Source organism: Ilumatobacter sp. (assembly GCF_030065885.1).
Lineage (GTDB): Bacteria > Actinomycetota > Acidimicrobiia > Acidimicrobiales > Ilumatobacteraceae > Ilumatobacter.
Genome location: NZ_JASJCS010000048.1, coordinates 1 through 13,814 on the forward strand (window position 1 = coordinate 1; position 13,814 = coordinate 13,814).

13 protein-coding genes are annotated in these 13,814 nt (G+C 70.0%); 8 read left to right on the forward strand and 5 right to left on the reverse strand.

The features are described 5' to 3' along the window. Nucleotides 1-169: 169 nt before the first annotated feature. From QNJ12_RS11635 to QNJ12_RS11655, 5 genes are read left to right on the forward strand one after another with little or no spacing between them, the layout of a single operon-like run. Complete coding sequence (locus QNJ12_RS11635) at nucleotides 170-601, forward strand: NUDIX domain-containing protein (RefSeq protein WP_300622813.1); 432 nt, start codon at nucleotides 170-172, stop codon at nucleotides 599-601. Continuing rightward, nucleotides 594-1,886 carry a replication-associated recombination protein A gene (locus QNJ12_RS11640; protein ID WP_300622814.1) on the forward strand — a complete coding sequence of 431 codons (1,293 nt, stop codon included), beginning with the start codon at nucleotides 594-596 and terminating at the stop codon, nucleotides 1,884-1,886. Before QNJ12_RS11635 ends, QNJ12_RS11640 begins: the two co-directional genes overlap by 8 nt. After that, on the forward strand, nucleotides 1,873-2,295 hold the full coding sequence (locus tag QNJ12_RS11645; RefSeq protein ID WP_300622815.1) for a DUF948 domain-containing protein: 423 nt from the start codon (nucleotides 1,873-1,875) through the stop codon (nucleotides 2,293-2,295). The genes QNJ12_RS11640 and QNJ12_RS11645 overlap by 14 nt, the downstream gene beginning before the upstream one ends. Further along, complete coding sequence (locus tag QNJ12_RS11650) at nucleotides 2,292-2,621, forward strand: hypothetical protein (RefSeq protein WP_300622816.1); 330 nt, start codon at nucleotides 2,292-2,294, stop codon at nucleotides 2,619-2,621. Before QNJ12_RS11645 ends, QNJ12_RS11650 begins: the two co-directional genes overlap by 4 nt. Before the next feature lie 24 nt (nucleotides 2,622-2,645). Next, nucleotides 2,646-3,554 (forward strand): phosphotransferase enzyme family protein, encoded by a 909-nt coding sequence (locus tag QNJ12_RS11655; RefSeq protein WP_300622817.1) that lies wholly within the window; start codon nucleotides 2,646-2,648, stop codon nucleotides 3,552-3,554. Nucleotides 3,555-3,576: 22 nt separating this feature from the next. Here QNJ12_RS11655 and QNJ12_RS11660 read toward each other — a convergent pair whose 3' ends face one another. Continuing rightward, nucleotides 3,577-4,389: a DNA-formamidopyrimidine glycosylase family protein gene (locus QNJ12_RS11660; RefSeq protein ID WP_300622818.1), complete on the reverse strand. Its 813-nt coding sequence runs from the start codon at nucleotides 4,387-4,389 to the stop codon at nucleotides 3,577-3,579. 92 nt (nucleotides 4,390-4,481) lie between these two features. Between QNJ12_RS11660 and QNJ12_RS11665 the strand changes: the two genes are divergently transcribed. Beyond that, a complete protein-coding gene (locus QNJ12_RS11665) occupies nucleotides 4,482-4,712 on the forward strand; it encodes a hypothetical protein (protein ID WP_300622819.1) in 231 nt (76 codons plus the stop codon). Nucleotides 4,713-4,740: 28 nt separating this feature from the next. Here the strand turns inward: QNJ12_RS11665 and QNJ12_RS11670 are convergent, their stop codons facing one another. Further along, a complete protein-coding gene (locus QNJ12_RS11670; RefSeq protein ID WP_300622820.1) occupies nucleotides 4,741-5,772 on the reverse strand; it encodes a TIGR00730 family Rossman fold protein in 1,032 nt (343 codons plus the stop codon). On the opposite strand from QNJ12_RS11670, the gene QNJ12_RS11675 reads away from it, so the two are divergent. Both QNJ12_RS11675 and QNJ12_RS11680 read left to right on the forward strand, forming a co-directional pair. Next, nucleotides 5,771-7,459: a molybdopterin-dependent oxidoreductase gene (locus tag QNJ12_RS11675; protein WP_300622821.1), complete on the forward strand. Its 1,689-nt coding sequence runs from the start codon at nucleotides 5,771-5,773 to the stop codon at nucleotides 7,457-7,459. The genes QNJ12_RS11670 and QNJ12_RS11675 overlap by 2 nt on opposite strands. Nucleotides 7,460-7,774: 315 nt before the next feature. Further along, complete coding sequence (locus tag QNJ12_RS11680) at nucleotides 7,775-8,992, forward strand: cytochrome P450 (protein ID WP_300622822.1); 1,218 nt, start codon at nucleotides 7,775-7,777, stop codon at nucleotides 8,990-8,992. Nucleotides 8,993-8,997: 5 nt separating this feature from the next. On the opposite strand, the gene QNJ12_RS11685 is transcribed toward QNJ12_RS11680, so the two are convergent. From QNJ12_RS11685 to tkt, 3 genes are read right to left on the reverse strand one after another with little or no spacing between them, the layout of a single operon-like run. Beyond that, nucleotides 8,998-10,689: a M14 family metallopeptidase gene (locus tag QNJ12_RS11685; protein ID WP_300622823.1), complete on the reverse strand. Its 1,692-nt coding sequence runs from the start codon at nucleotides 10,687-10,689 to the stop codon at nucleotides 8,998-9,000. An 11-nt stretch (nucleotides 10,690-10,700) separates the two neighbouring features. Then, nucleotides 10,701-11,810, reverse strand: a complete 1,110-nt coding sequence (gene tal / locus QNJ12_RS11690; protein WP_300622824.1) for a transaldolase — start codon at nucleotides 11,808-11,810, stop codon at nucleotides 10,701-10,703. A 28-nt stretch (nucleotides 11,811-11,838) separates the two neighbouring features. Continuing rightward, nucleotides 11,839-13,794 (reverse strand): transketolase, encoded by a 1,956-nt coding sequence (gene tkt / locus QNJ12_RS11695; protein ID WP_300622825.1) that lies wholly within the window; start codon nucleotides 13,792-13,794, stop codon nucleotides 11,839-11,841. Nucleotides 13,795-13,814 lie beyond the last annotated feature (20 nt).

Sequence of the window (13,814 nt, forward strand, 5' to 3'; positions counted from 1 at the left end):
ATCCGATGTCCAAACCACACTTCCGAGCCGGCGCACCGGCTCGGGGTCAGCGGCGCCGGGCGTTGACGCACCGCTACGCTCGATCCGATGTCCAAACCACACTTCCGAGCCGGCGCACCGGCTCGGGGTCAGCGGCGCCGGGCGTTGACGCACCGCTACGCTCGATCCGATGTCCAAACCACACTTCCGAGCCGGCGTCATCACCGTGGTGCAACGGCCGGACGGGCAGGTGATGGCGTTCGAGCGCAGCGATCTGTCGGGGGAATGGCAGCTTCCGCAAGGCGGCATCGAAGCGGGCGAGACCGCGACGCAAGCAGCGTGGCGCGAGCTCGAGGAGGAGACCGGCCTCACCGATCGCGACGTCCGCCTCGTCGAGGAGTACGACGGCTGGACCGTGTACAGCTGGCCCGACTCGATGCGCACGTCCGAACGCATCGGGCAGGCTCATCGCTGGTTCTTCTTCGAGCCGCTGCGCGATGACGTCGAGCCGACACCTGACGGCTCTGAGTTCTCGGGTTGGCGATGGATCAAACCGACGCGGTTGATCGATCTCGTCGTCGACTTCCGCAAGGCGCCGTACCAGCAGGTCTTCGGTGTCTGACCTGTTCTCCGCCGCAGCCGAGGAACGGCTCCGCGCCACGGCGCCGCTGGCCGCGCGGCTCCGCCCGCGCACGCTCGCCGACGTCGTCGGCCAGGCACACCTCGTCGGCGAGGGCCGACCGCTGCGCCGGCTGGTCGAGCAGGATCGGCTGACGTCCGCCATCTTCTGGGGCCCGCCCGGGACCGGCAAGACGACGCTCGCCCTCGCCGTGGCAGGTACGACGTCGCGAGCGTTCGAGCAGTTGTCAGCGGTCACCGCCGGCGTCAAGGACGTGCGCGAGGTGATCGAGCGGGCGCGCCATCGGCTCGGTGAGCGCGACCAGGGCACGATCCTCTTCCTCGACGAGATCCACCGGTTCAGCAAGGCCCAGCAGGACGCTCTGCTGCCGGCGGTCGAGGACGGCACGCTGACCCTCATCGGCGCCACGACCGAGAACCCGTTCTTCGAGGTCAACCCGCCGCTGCGGAGCCGGTCGACGCTCTTCCGCCTCGAGCCGTTGAGCCACGACGACATGCGCACGCTCGTCATGCGGGGGATCGAGGCCGAGGGCGCCGGAGCCGATCGGGATGCGATCGAGCTGCTCGTCGACCGCTCGGGCGGCGACGGTCGCCAGGTCCTGACGTCGCTCGAGGTCGCCTGCGCGCTCGCGCATCCGGGCCGGGTCGCCCTCGAGCACGCCGAGGCAGCGCTGGGGACCAGCGCGCTGCGATACGGGCGCGACGACCACTACGACGTGATCAGCGCGTTCATCAAGTCGATGCGCGGCTCGGATCCCGATGCCGCCACGTACTGGCTGGCACGGATGCTCGAGGCGGGCGAGGACGCCCGGTTCATCGCGCGACGGATCGTGATCTTCGCCAGCGAGGACATCGGGATGGCCGACCCACAGGCGCTTCTGGTCGCAGTGGCGGCCGCTCATGCCGTCGAACACGTCGGTCTGCCCGAAGCCCAGCTCAACCTCTCGCAGGCGGTGATCCACATGGCGACGGCGCCGAAGAGCAACCGGTCGGCGCTGGCGATCTGGCGGGCCCGGGCCGACGTTCGGGACGGCACGGTCGGGGAGGTGCCGCCGCATCTACGCGACGCGCACTACCAAGGGGCGTCGGCGCTGGGCCACGGCGACGGCTACGAGTACCCTCATGACCACGCCGGTGGCTGGGTCGAACAGCACTATCTGCCCGAACCACTGGTCGGCCGGCGCTGGTACGAGCCGAGCCCGTACGGATTCGAAGAGGAGATCACCACCCGCATGCAACGACGAGGTTCCATCGATGACGGCAGGTGACCTCGCTGTCACGCTGGCGGCGGTGCTGTGCGCCATCGGGTTCGCAGCACTGATCGTGGTGCTGGTGCGCGTGCTCGACACCCTCCGGTCGTTGCGTGCCGAGGTCGCGTCGCTCCGTGACGAGACGCGGCCGCTCATCGCCGAGATGCAGGCGAGCACGCAGCACGCCCGCGACACGATGGAGACGGCACGGTCCGATCTCGAACGTTTCGACCGCGTCCTCGGCTCGGCAGAGGCGATCAGCGATGCGGTCGAAGGCTCCGGGCGCGTCGCACGCACGGCCTTGTCGGCGCCGGTGATCAAGCTCGCCGGTCTCGCCACCGGGACGAGTCGTGCGGTCCGGCGGATGCGTGGCCGCCACACCGGCGCACAGGTCGTGCACGTTCCCGAGGCTCGGAGGCGGGCGTGAGGCGAGTCACGTGGTTCGTCACGGGTGTCGCAGCCGGCGCGGCCGGCGCCAGCTATGCGACCAGGAAGGTCAAGGAGACAGCGTCGCAGCTGGCACCGGCCAACGTCGCGAGGGGTGCCGCGAAGCGAGCTCGCAAGCGTGGCCGGCAGGTCGTCGAGGCGGTCCGCGAAGGCCGGGTCGCCATGCGAGCGCGCGAAGACGAGCTCAAGGCACGCCGCGATGCTCGAGTGAAGACGCTGGACGACCAGCTCGAACCGGGCGACCAGCTCTACGTCGACGGTCAACCCGTCGAGACCGGCCGAGTGATCGTCCTCAAGAAGAAGTGACCGGCCCGGCCGTCCGCGTGGTTCGTGGCTGACCGAGTCGCAGCACGACCCTTCGTCGACCGCCCCGTCGGGCCGGCGAGCGTCACCGACCCGATCGCCGAGGAGGCCGCCCGCGCGTTCGGGCTGGCGACGCCCATCGAGCTGCGGCGGGGGATGAACGCGCTGTATGCCTGCGACGGCATCGTGCTGCGTGTCGGCGACACCACGGCGCCGGGAACACGTGCGCACGAGCTCGCGGCGCGCCTCGGCGAGCGCGGGGTACCGGTCGTCGACGGCATCGACGGGTTGGCGGGCAGGTTCGGCCCGCTGACCGTGACGGCGTGGCGGCGCGTCGAGCCGGCGCCGCGACCGACCGATTGGGAGGCGGTGGGTGACGCGATCCGGCGGCTCCACGACAGCGACGCGTCGCTGGTGCCAACTGGCTATCCGTGCCCGTCGCCGGCGACCTTCCCCTGGTGGCACTTCCACGACCTCGTCGCCGAGCTCGGAGCTCACATCGACGAGCTGGCGCTGTCCGGTCTGACGGCCGCGATCGAACGGCACGCAGGCTGGATCGACCGGTTGACCGAGGGTGCGGTCGTGTGCCACGGCGATGTGCACCCGGGCAACGTGCTCATGACCGACACCGGCCCACTCGTCATCGACTGGGACCTGCTGTGCACGGCACCGAGAGGCTGGGACCACGCGATGCTCACGACGTACGCCGAGCGCTGGGGCGGCGACACCTCGGTGTACCCGGCCTTCGCGGCCGGGTACGGCATGGACCTGCGGGACGATTCCTTCACGATCGCAGTCGGACAGCTCCGCAACGTGGCGGCCACGCTCATGCGCGTGCGCGCCGGCCTCACCCAGCCGGCTGCAGCCGCCGAAGCCGAGCGGCGGCTCCGCTACTGGCGAGGCGACCCCGACGCGCCCGTCTGGCGCGCCCAGTGAGCGTCAGCGCCCACCGCGCGGCCTACGCGGGCTGGCAGGTCGGGCAGTGGTAGCACGTGCGGTTGCCGATCTCGGTGGCCGCGATGGCGTCGCCACACCGCACGCAGACGTCTCGCCGATAGACGTAGGTCGCCTCGGCCCGTGGAATTCGCTTGCCTCGCGGGATGCCGACGTCGTCGCGGTCCACCGTGACGATCCGGTTCGCACGCACGCCGGCGGCGAGCATCGAGCGCGCTGTCGACCACAACTCGCCGAGCATGGCCGGATCGCACCGGTTGCCAGGCCGCTCGGGATGGATGCCGTGCACGAACAGCATCTCGGCCCGGTACACGTTGCCGATGCCGGCCAGCATCTGCTGGTCGAGCAGGAGCGCGCCGATCGGTCGCCTGCTGCGGCCGATTCGTGAGATGGCCTGCTCGGGGTCGGCGTCCCGCCGGAGCGGGTCCGGCCCCAGCCTCGCGAGGATCGACGCACGCTCCTCGGGGGATCCGACCGTGCAGGCGGTCGGCCCGCGGAGGTCGATCGTGACGGGGTCGGTGCCGTCCGCCATCCCGGCGATCAGCCGCATCCGGATCGCGCCCCGCGGTTCGGGGACGTCATCGCGATGCACCCGGTACTTGCCGAACAAGCCGAGGTGGACGTGGCCGACGTCACCGGTCGACCACCAGTAGAAGAGGTGCTTGCCGTAGGCCTCGATGCGCTCGAGCATCGCCCCGTCGACCCGCTCGGCGTCGGTCGCGAAGCGACCCTGCGGGCTCGACACGCGGAGCGCGCGTCCGTTGAGCAGTCGCCCGTGGTCGCGGGCGATGCGATGGATCGTGTGTCCTTCGGGCACCGCCTTGGAACCCTACGATGGCCGTGCGATGGCGTCCTACCCTGCTCCGGATCGGTCACCCGGGCGACCCACCGCGCCCGAGGCGGCCCCCGATGGGTGACTTCGGCTCGTTCGCCGATCGCCTCGAGGCGCTGACCGCCGATCTCGACGAGTTCGCCTTCGACCGACTGCGGACGGCCGCCGCGGACGGTCACACCACACGGCCGGCATCCGATCGGGAGCTCACGAAGGCACGCCGGGCCGTCGAGAAGGCAGCACATATCCTCCGCCGTCTCGACGAGGAACCCGACGATCTCGCCGGTGTCGCCGACCTCGACCGCTGAGCCGAGCCGTCGAGTCGACGGACCTGCGTCAGTGGTCGACGACGTAGCCGTTGAGCGTGTCGATCATCGCCCGCAGCTCCGCGAAGCCGTGCCGGTCGAACGCGAAGACGATCCGTTCGAGCTCGAGGTGGTCGCCCTGTCGCCGCTCGATGGCGTACGGCTCGGTGCGCCGGATCCGCCCCGACTTGACGAGGTGCGCGAAGTCGTCGTTCAACGCGTCGAGCTGCGCGTCGCTCGGGGCCTGCTGGAGGCGGATGATGAGGTCGTCGCCGACCGAGCGGATCGAGTGGTAGTTCGCGTAGAAGCGCGTGATCTCCTCGACCGCCTCGTCGCACGAGTCGGTGATGCGATAGAGCGCGGTGTCGGTCGGTGACACGAGGCCCCGCGTGACGAGTTGCCCCGTGACGAAGTCGTGGACCTGTTCCCAGTACGGGTCGCCGGGCGTGTCGAGGAAGACGATCGGCACCGGGATGCCCTTGCCGGTCTGCGTGAGGGTGAGCAGCTCGAACGTCTCGTCGAGTGTGCCGAACCCGCCCGGCAGGCACACGAACGCCGAGCTCTCCTTGACGAGCATCAGTTTGCGCGTGAAGAAGTACTTCATGCTCACGTGCTTCTCGTCGCCGGCGATGATCGAGTTGGCGCCGGTCTCGAACGGCAGCCGGATCGAGACGCCGATGCTCTGCTCGACGCCGGCACCCTCCATGCCGGCCTCCATGATCCCCGGACCCGCCCCGGTGACGACCATCCAGCCGGCCGCTGCGAGTTGCCCGGCGACCCGTCTGGTCTGCTCGTAGAGCGGGTCGTCGGCTTCGGTGCGCGCCGATCCGAAGATCGACACCTTGGGCACCTCCTTGTACGGCCCGAACATCGCGAACGCGTCGCGCATCTCGGTGACCGCGGCGCTGGCGATCTTCAGGTCGAGGGTGTGCGGGTCGTCGGAGATCAGCCCCAGGACTTCGGAAACGAAGCCTTCCGAGATTCGAAAGTCCTTCGAAACTCCGAGTTCGCGGACCAGTTCTGCAATGCGTTCGTCATCGGGTTTCGGCACACTGTTCGCCATGGCACACCGACTCTACGGGTCTCGCTGGCATGGCGTGGCAATTGGGTTGCTGTCCACGTTCGCCGGCCTCGCGGCGGCCGAGTTCATCGTGGGGTTGGTGCGCGGTGCGGCCTCGCCGGTGGTGCCCGTCGGCCAAGAGGTGATCGACATCGTGCCGCCGGCAGTCAAGGACTGGGCGATCGACTGGTTCGGCACGGCCGACAAGGCGGTGCTGATCATCGGCACCCTGCTCTCGCTCGCAGTGGTCGGGTCGATCGTCGGCAACCTCGCGGTGAAGGGCAATCGTGCCAGCGCCTACGCGGTCACCGCCGTGGTCGGTCTGATCGGCGTGTTCGCTGTCTGGATGCGCCCGGCCCCCGACTTCGGCAAGATGCTGCCGCCGATCGTCGGGACCCTGGTGTCGATCGCCGTGATCTGGTGGCTGGCACCCCGCGACGTCGGCCCATCGGTCGCCGCGGTCTCGGCCGACGCAGACGCCACCGGCGTTCCCGTGTCGGACCGTCTTGTGCCGGACGTCGCTGTGTCGGCCGGTGGCGTTGCCACCACCGCCGAGCGGCCGTACATCGGTCGGCCGGTGCCGCGCCGGAACTTCCTGCAGGGCGCCACCACGGTCGGCCTGCTCTCGGTCGTCGCCGGCGGGCTCGGGCGCACCCTGAAGACCCGCTTCGAGGTGGGCGACGAGCGGGCGGCGCTGCAGTTGCCGACGCCCGCCGATCCGGTGGCTCCGCTGTCGACCACGCCGAACGCCGCCGAGACCGCACTGGTGAACTCGATGGAGTTCGGCATCGAGGGCGTCACGCCGTTCGTCGTACCGAACAGCGAGTTCTACCGGATCGACACCGCCCTCGTCGTGCCGCAGGTGCCCAAGGACTCGTGGAGGCTCCGGGTGCACGGCATGGTCGACAACGAGCTCGAGATCACGTTCGCCGACCTGCTCGAACGCGACATGATCGAGCGCTACATCACGCTCTCGTGCGTGTCGAACCAGATCGGGGGCGATCTGGTGGGCAACGCGAAGTGGCAGGGTGTCCTCATCAGCGACGTGCTCAACGAGGCTGGCATCCAAGAGGGCGCGACGCAGGTCGTCAGCCGCTCGGTCGACGGATGGAACTGCGGCACCCCGACCTCGGCGATCATGGACGGCCGCGATGCCATCTTCGCCATCGCGATGAACGGCGAGCCGCTACCGGCCGAGCACGGCTACCCGGTGCGGATGGTCGTGCCGGGTCTCTACGGCTACGTCTCGGCGACGAAGTGGGTCACCGACATCGAGCTGACCCGCTGGGAGGACTTCAACGGCTATTGGGTACCGCGTGGCTGGTCGAAGGAGGGCCCGGTCAAGACGATGGCCCGCATCGACCGCCCGCAGCGTGGCCGGGGCTACACCGCCAACGAGGCCGGCGTCGTCGACATCGCCGGCCTGGCCTGGGCCGTGCACCGCGGCATCTCCAGGGTCGAGGTCTCGATCGACGACGGCGAGTGGCTCGAGTGCGAGCTGGCCGGCGTGCCGAGCGACGACACCTGGCGGCAGTGGCGGTACCAGTGGCGCGATGCGACTCCGGGCGAGCACACGGTTCGTGCACGCGCCTACGACGGCGACGGCGTTCCGCAGCCGTCCGACCCCAAGCCGGTAGCGCCCGACGGCGCCCAGGGCTACCACCAGGTCCGCTTCGACGTCGAGACCTGACCGGGCTGCGCACGTGGCCGAGCCACTGGCTCCGGCCCTGCCGGAGCTCGGCCTCGAACCAGTCGTTGCAGAGACCTGGCGCGCTCCTCGCCTCCCTGCCCCTGCAGGCGCGGTGGGCAACGCGACATGGCTGGCTTCGCGTGCCGTGCTCGCCATCTCCGCTCCGGCGCCTGTGGCGCCGCCCCTTCGACGCTCGCCCACCGCGTGTCGGTGCTGTGTGAGGGCCCGGCCCGCTCCGGTGGTCGTCCCACCGTCGGCAATTCGTACACTCGTCGTCGGAGCCGGGGTCGGGGGCCGCGGCGAGGGAGGCGTGTCATGAGTACGACGGAACCGGTGGACGACTGGGTCGACGACTTCGAGATCTTCGACGATGCGTTCGTCAAGGATCCGTATCCGATCTGGAAGGACCTGCGCGACCAGGGCTGCCCCTTCGCCCGCACCGAGCGCCGTCAGACCACGTTCATGCCGACGACGTTCGACGCCGTCCGTGAGGTGACCAGCCGCACTGACGACTTCTCGTCCTACTCGGTCACCGTGACCCCGACGCCGACCTTCTTCGACGACGAGGGCCACCGCATCCGCTCGATCATCACGACCGACGCCCCGGACCACACACCCGAGCGGCGGTTGATGCTGCCGTTCTTCGCGCCGAAGGCCGTCGAGCGGTACCGCGAGCACACCCAGGAGCTCTGTCGCACGCTGATCCGTGGGTTCATCGAGGACGGGCGCGCCGACTTCGCCGAGGACTACGCCCGCCAGATCCCGCCTCGGATCATCGCCGCGATCCTCGGGATCGACCCCGAGATGTCCGACGAGTTCACGACCTGGGTGCAGGGCCTGCTCGAGCTGGGTCTCCAGGACGACGAGATCCGCGAGCACTACGCCGAGATCATCCGCAACTTCTTCGTCGGCGAGATCATGGACCGGATCGAGAACCCCGGTGACGACCTGATCTCGTTCCTGCTGCAGGCCGAGCTCGACGGCGGCCCGGTCCCGGTCAGCGTGATCCGCGGCAACGTCGGCCTGATGCTGATCGCCGGCATCGACACGACCTGGAGCTCGATCGGGTCCGCGCTGTGGCACCTGGCGAGCCATCCCGAGGACCGGCAGCGGCTCGTCGACGAGCCCGAGCTGATCCCGACCGCCGTCGAGGAGTTCCTCCGGGCCTACTCACCGGTGACGATGGCGCGGGTCGCCACGAGGGACACGCAGCTCGGCGACCGCGAGGTGAAGGAGGGCGATCGCGTGATCCTGCCGTTCCCGGCCGCCAACCGTGACCCCGAGATGTTCGAGGACCCCGAGGAGATCATCATCGACCGCCAGGTGAACCGTCACGTCGCGTTCGGTGCCGGCATCCACCGTTGCGCCGGCTCGAACCTCGCACGCATGGAGATGCAGGTGGCGATCACCGAGATGCTGGCGATGATCCCCGAGTTCGAGCTCGAGGACCCCGATGCCGTGACGTGGGCGGGCGGTCAGGTCCGCGGTCCCCGCCACCTCCCGGTGACGTTCCCGGTCCGCAGCGGGCTCTAGCAGCGTCAGCGCAGTTCGACGTCGACGCGCACCGCGCCGGCGCGGTCGTGGGCGACCTCGACGCGGCACGTCGAACCCGCCTCGGCCCGGACGACCCACTCCGCGACGGTGCGATCGTCCGTGCCGTCGGAGATCAGATGGAACTGCCGGACCGCGTTCTGCTTGAGCGCCCGGCCGGCGAGCTGCCCGAGCTCGACTCGTGGCGTGCCCGACGCCAGCGACGCACCCTCGGGAAGCTCGATGCGACCGACGAGCGGCAGCACGTAGCCGGCGTCGACGGCACGCCGCGTGACCGACGTCGACATCCACCCGGCGTTCTCGACCACCACACGGATGCGCCAGACGCCGTCGCCGAGCGGGTCGACGATGGTGTCGCGGTGTCGCAGCTCGGGCGAGGACAGCGCGACGCGGGTTGCGAGTGCGGAGTGCGGCGCGATCTCGGCCTCGAGCAGGTGGGGAGGCGGGTTGCGGAAGACCAGCTCGGAGTTCCAGCCGCCGAGCTCGACCAGCCCGAGCTGGGGGTGGTCGAACGGATACCAGTCGACATAGCCACCGGGCACGTTCTCGTCGACCCAAGCGAGCAGTCGCAGCTCGTCGTCGAGCGGGTGCGTCCGGAACCACTCGAGCGGATGGGCGTCGTCGAGGCCCGCCGCCCGCAGCGCGTTCCAGAACTCGGTGGTCCAGGCGTACACGCCGAGATGGTCGTAGGCCCAGTCGGTGCCGACACCGCGGATCACGCTCTTCGGGTGATACCGGAAGTCGTGGTAGCCCGAGATCGACGGGTAGCCCGTCAGCTCGGTCGCCATGTCGCCCAGGAACCGGTACGTCCACAGGTCGTCGGCAGCGAACGCCTCGTCCGCCTGGTCGCTGTACGCGCGGATGTGCACGCCGGAGAACGTGTGGTAGGCGAAGTAGGCGCAGATGTTCTTGCGTTCCGTGATCGCGGCCAACAGCGCCGCGATCTCGGGCTCGCTGCCCGGGTACTCACCGGCGTCCCAGGGTGACTCGACCTTGCGCTCCCACTTGTACGGGAACTGCCGATTGGGGTCGATGCCCGCTCGTTCGGGTGCCGTCGGAACGAGCACGCCGTCGTAGTTCTGGACCCTGCCCTCCGTCAGCAGGCGGTAGTACGGCCCGTCGCCGTCCTCGTCGGGGTCGCGTGCGATCAGCAGGCGTGGATCGCTCGGATACGACTTCCACGCGCCGTTGGGGTCGGTGACCCGCATCTGGAGCATGCGACCGTCGCGATCGATGTCCCCGACGATCAACCCGTCGAGCTGGTCGGCGTGGGGCCACGGGTGCACGCTGCCCCGCACGAGCCACGGCACTTCGCTGCGGGCGAGCTCGGCGCCGTCCGGGTTCACGCGCGGCACGACGTAGAACGTCCGTGTGTCGAGCGCCCGGGTGACCTGCGGATCCGACCCGTACGAGCGGGTGAGGTGGTCGACGAGGTGCACCAGGGCGACCGATGCGGTCACCTCCGAGGCGTGGACGTTGCCGTCCAGCCAGACAGCGGGCTTCTCGGACGGCTTGCCGCTCTCGTGGTTCGTCACGGTCAGCAACCAGAGCTCGCGCCCCTCGTACGAGCGGCCGATCGACGTCTTCTCGACGAGGTTCGGGAACGCCGCCTCGAACTCGTCGAGCCACCCGGTGAGCTCGTCGTAGCGCGGGTACCGGTCGAAGACGGCGGAAGGCATGTGCTCGGCCGTCAGCCGGCGTCGAGCTCGGCCGACTTGGCCTCGAGGGCCGAGATCAACTCGTCGAAGCTCTTCATGAAGGAGTCGACGCCCTCGCGCTCGAGCTGCTCGGCGACCTCGTCCATGTCGACGCCGACGTCGGCGAGGCCCTGCCAGACCCGGTCCGTCTCGGCCGGGTCGGCATCGACGGTGCGCTCCAGCACCCCGTGGTCCGCGAACGCCTCCATCGTGTGCTCGGGAAGCGTGTTGACCGTGTCGGGGCCGATCAGGCCGTCGACGTAGAGCACGTCGGAGTACTCGGGGTTCTTCGTGCCGGTGCTGGCCCACAGCGGCCGTTGCACCCGCGCGCCACGTGCGGCGAGCGCGTCCCAGCGCGGCCCGCTGAACGTCTCGGCGAACCGTCGGTAGGCGAGGCGGCCCTGGGCCAGCCCGGCCCGACCGCGCAGCGCCAGCGCCTCGGGTGTGCCGATCGCCTCGAGCCGGCGGTCGACCTCGACGTCGACGCGGCTGATGAAGAAGCTCGCCACGCTCGCCACCCGTGACAGATCGGCAGCCGGATCCCCGGCGAGCTGCTCGAGGCCGGCGATGTAGGCGTCCATGACGGCCTGATGGCGATCCAGGGAGAAGATCAGGGTGACGTTGATGTTGCGTCCCTCGGCGATCATCTGCTGCACCGCCGGGAGGCCCTCGACGGTGGCCGGGATCTTCACCATGAGGTTGCGGCGCTTCAGACGCGTGTGCAGGTCGCGGGCGGCCGCCTCGGTGCCCGGACCGTCGTGGGCGAGCCCGGGATCGACCTCGACCGAGACGTAGCCGTCGCGGCCGTCGGTCTCGTCGTAGACCTTCGAGAACACGTCGCAGGCGCCGTGGATGTCCGCCAGCACCATCGCCCAGTAGTCGTCGATCACGGGATGCGGGTCGGCGGCGAGCTCGCGGAACTGCTCGTCGTAGTCGGCCGAACCCTGGATCGCCTTCTGGAAGATCGTCGGATTCGAGGTCAGGCCGCGCACGCCCCGGTCTCGGATCTCGCGCAGCTGGCCCGACGTGAGGTAGCTGCGCTTCAAGTTGTCGAGCCACGGGCTCTGCTGGAAGTCGTCCGAGAGGGCGGTGAGACGGCTCATGATGCTCCTGGGGGTTCGAGATGGCGGGCTAGTCGGTGAGCAGCGCCTGTGCGCGCTCCACCACATGGTCGACGTTGATGCCGAGCTTGTCCAGCGCAACCGAGCCGGGTGCGCTGGCGCCGAACCGCTCGATGCCGATCACGTCGTCGGCGTACCGGTGCCATCCGAGGCCGACGCCCGCTTCGACGGCGAGGACGGGGACGTTCGGCGGGAAGATGCCGCGTCGGAAGCCGGTGTTCTGGGCCTCGAAGCGGTCCCACGACGGCATGCTCACGACTCGCGCCGAGACGCCGGCTTCGGCGAGCCGATCGGACGCATGCGTGCACACGGCGACCTCGCTGCCGGTCGCGACCAGCACGACGTCGGGGTCGCCGTCGCCGCGCACGATGCCGGCGCCGAACTCGACGGCCGAGCCGTCGGTGACGACCTCGATGTTCTGGCGGCTGAGCACCAGGGCGGTCGGACCGTCGTGCAGCACGGCGTCACGCCACGCAGCCGCCGTCTCGTTGCCGTCGGCAGGGCGGATCACGTGCATGTTCGGGATGGCTCGGAGCGTGGCGAGCTGCTCGACCGGCTGGTGGGTCGGACCGTCCTCGCCGACGCCCACGGAGTCGTGGGTGAACACGAAGCAGACCTTGGCATTCGAGAGCGCCGCCAGCCGTACCGCCGGCCGCATGTAGTCGAGGAACACGAAGAACGTGCCGCCGACGGGGAGGATGCCACCGTGCAGCGCCATGCCCACCAGCGCTGCGCCCATGCCGTGCTCGCGCACGCCGTAGTACACCTGGCGGCCTCCCGGATCGTCCGACGACTGCGGGGTGGGGTCGGGCAGCTTCGTCCCGGTGTTGCCGGTCAGATCGGCTGCACCGGACACCAGGCCGGGCAAGCCGTCCACCGTCGTCGCGAATGCCGCCTGGATCGCCTTGCGGGTGGCTACCTGCTCACCCTGCTCGTACGTCGGCAGATCGGCATCCCACCCGTCGAGGCCGGTGCCGGCCCAGGCGGCGGCCCACTCCGCCGTGCCGGTGACGCCGGCGGCGCGCTCGGACCACGCCGCCCGTGTGGCGCCACCCCGGTCCGCTGCGTGGGCACGATAGGCGCTGACGACCTCCTCGGGCGCCCAGAACGGCTCGTCCGGGATCCCCATGACCTCCTTGGTGCGGGTCACGTCGCCGGCGTCGAACGCCAGCCCGTGAGCCTCGTGGTCGTCGGTGTGGTCGGGGGACGGGTGGCCGATGTGCGACCGGAGGATCAGCAGGCTCGGCCGGTCGTCGGCGGCCTTCGCCCGGACCAGCGCCCGCTCGAGCGCCTCGAGGTCGTCGGCCTTCTCACCGAGCTCCACGACGTCCCAGCCATAGGCCGCGAAGCGCGCTGCCGTGTCGTCGCTGAACGCGAGATCGGTCGCACCGTCGATCGTGATGTGGTTGTCGTCGTAGACGCAGATCAGCTTGTTGAGGCCGAGGTGGCCGGCGAGCGAGGCAGCCTCGTGGCTGACGCCCTCCATCATGCAGCCGTCGCCGGCGATCACGTAGGTGTAGTGGTCGACGGCGTCGCTGCCGAACCGGTCGGCGAGGATCCGCTCGGCGATCGCCATGCCGACGGCGTTGGCGAAGCCCTGGCCGAGCGGGCCGGTGGTGACCTCGACGCCGGCCGTGTGGCCGGCCTCGGGGTGGCCCGGTGTGGCCGACTCCCACTGGCGGAACGCCCGGAGATCGTCCATCTCGAGCCCGTGGCCGGTCAGGTACAGCAGCGAGTACTGGAGCACCGAGGCGTGTCCCGCCGACAGGATGAACCGGTCACGGTTGGGCCACGCGGGGTCCGCCGGGTCGAAGTTCATCACGCGGCTGTAGAGCACGTGGGCGAGCGGTGCGAGCGCCATCGCGGTGCCCTGGTGGCCGCTCTTGGCCGCGAGGGGCGCATCCATGGCCAGGCCACGGATCACGTTGATGGCCTGCTGGTCGAGGTCGGGGGAGAGCGATGACATCGCCGGTGACACTACGTCCT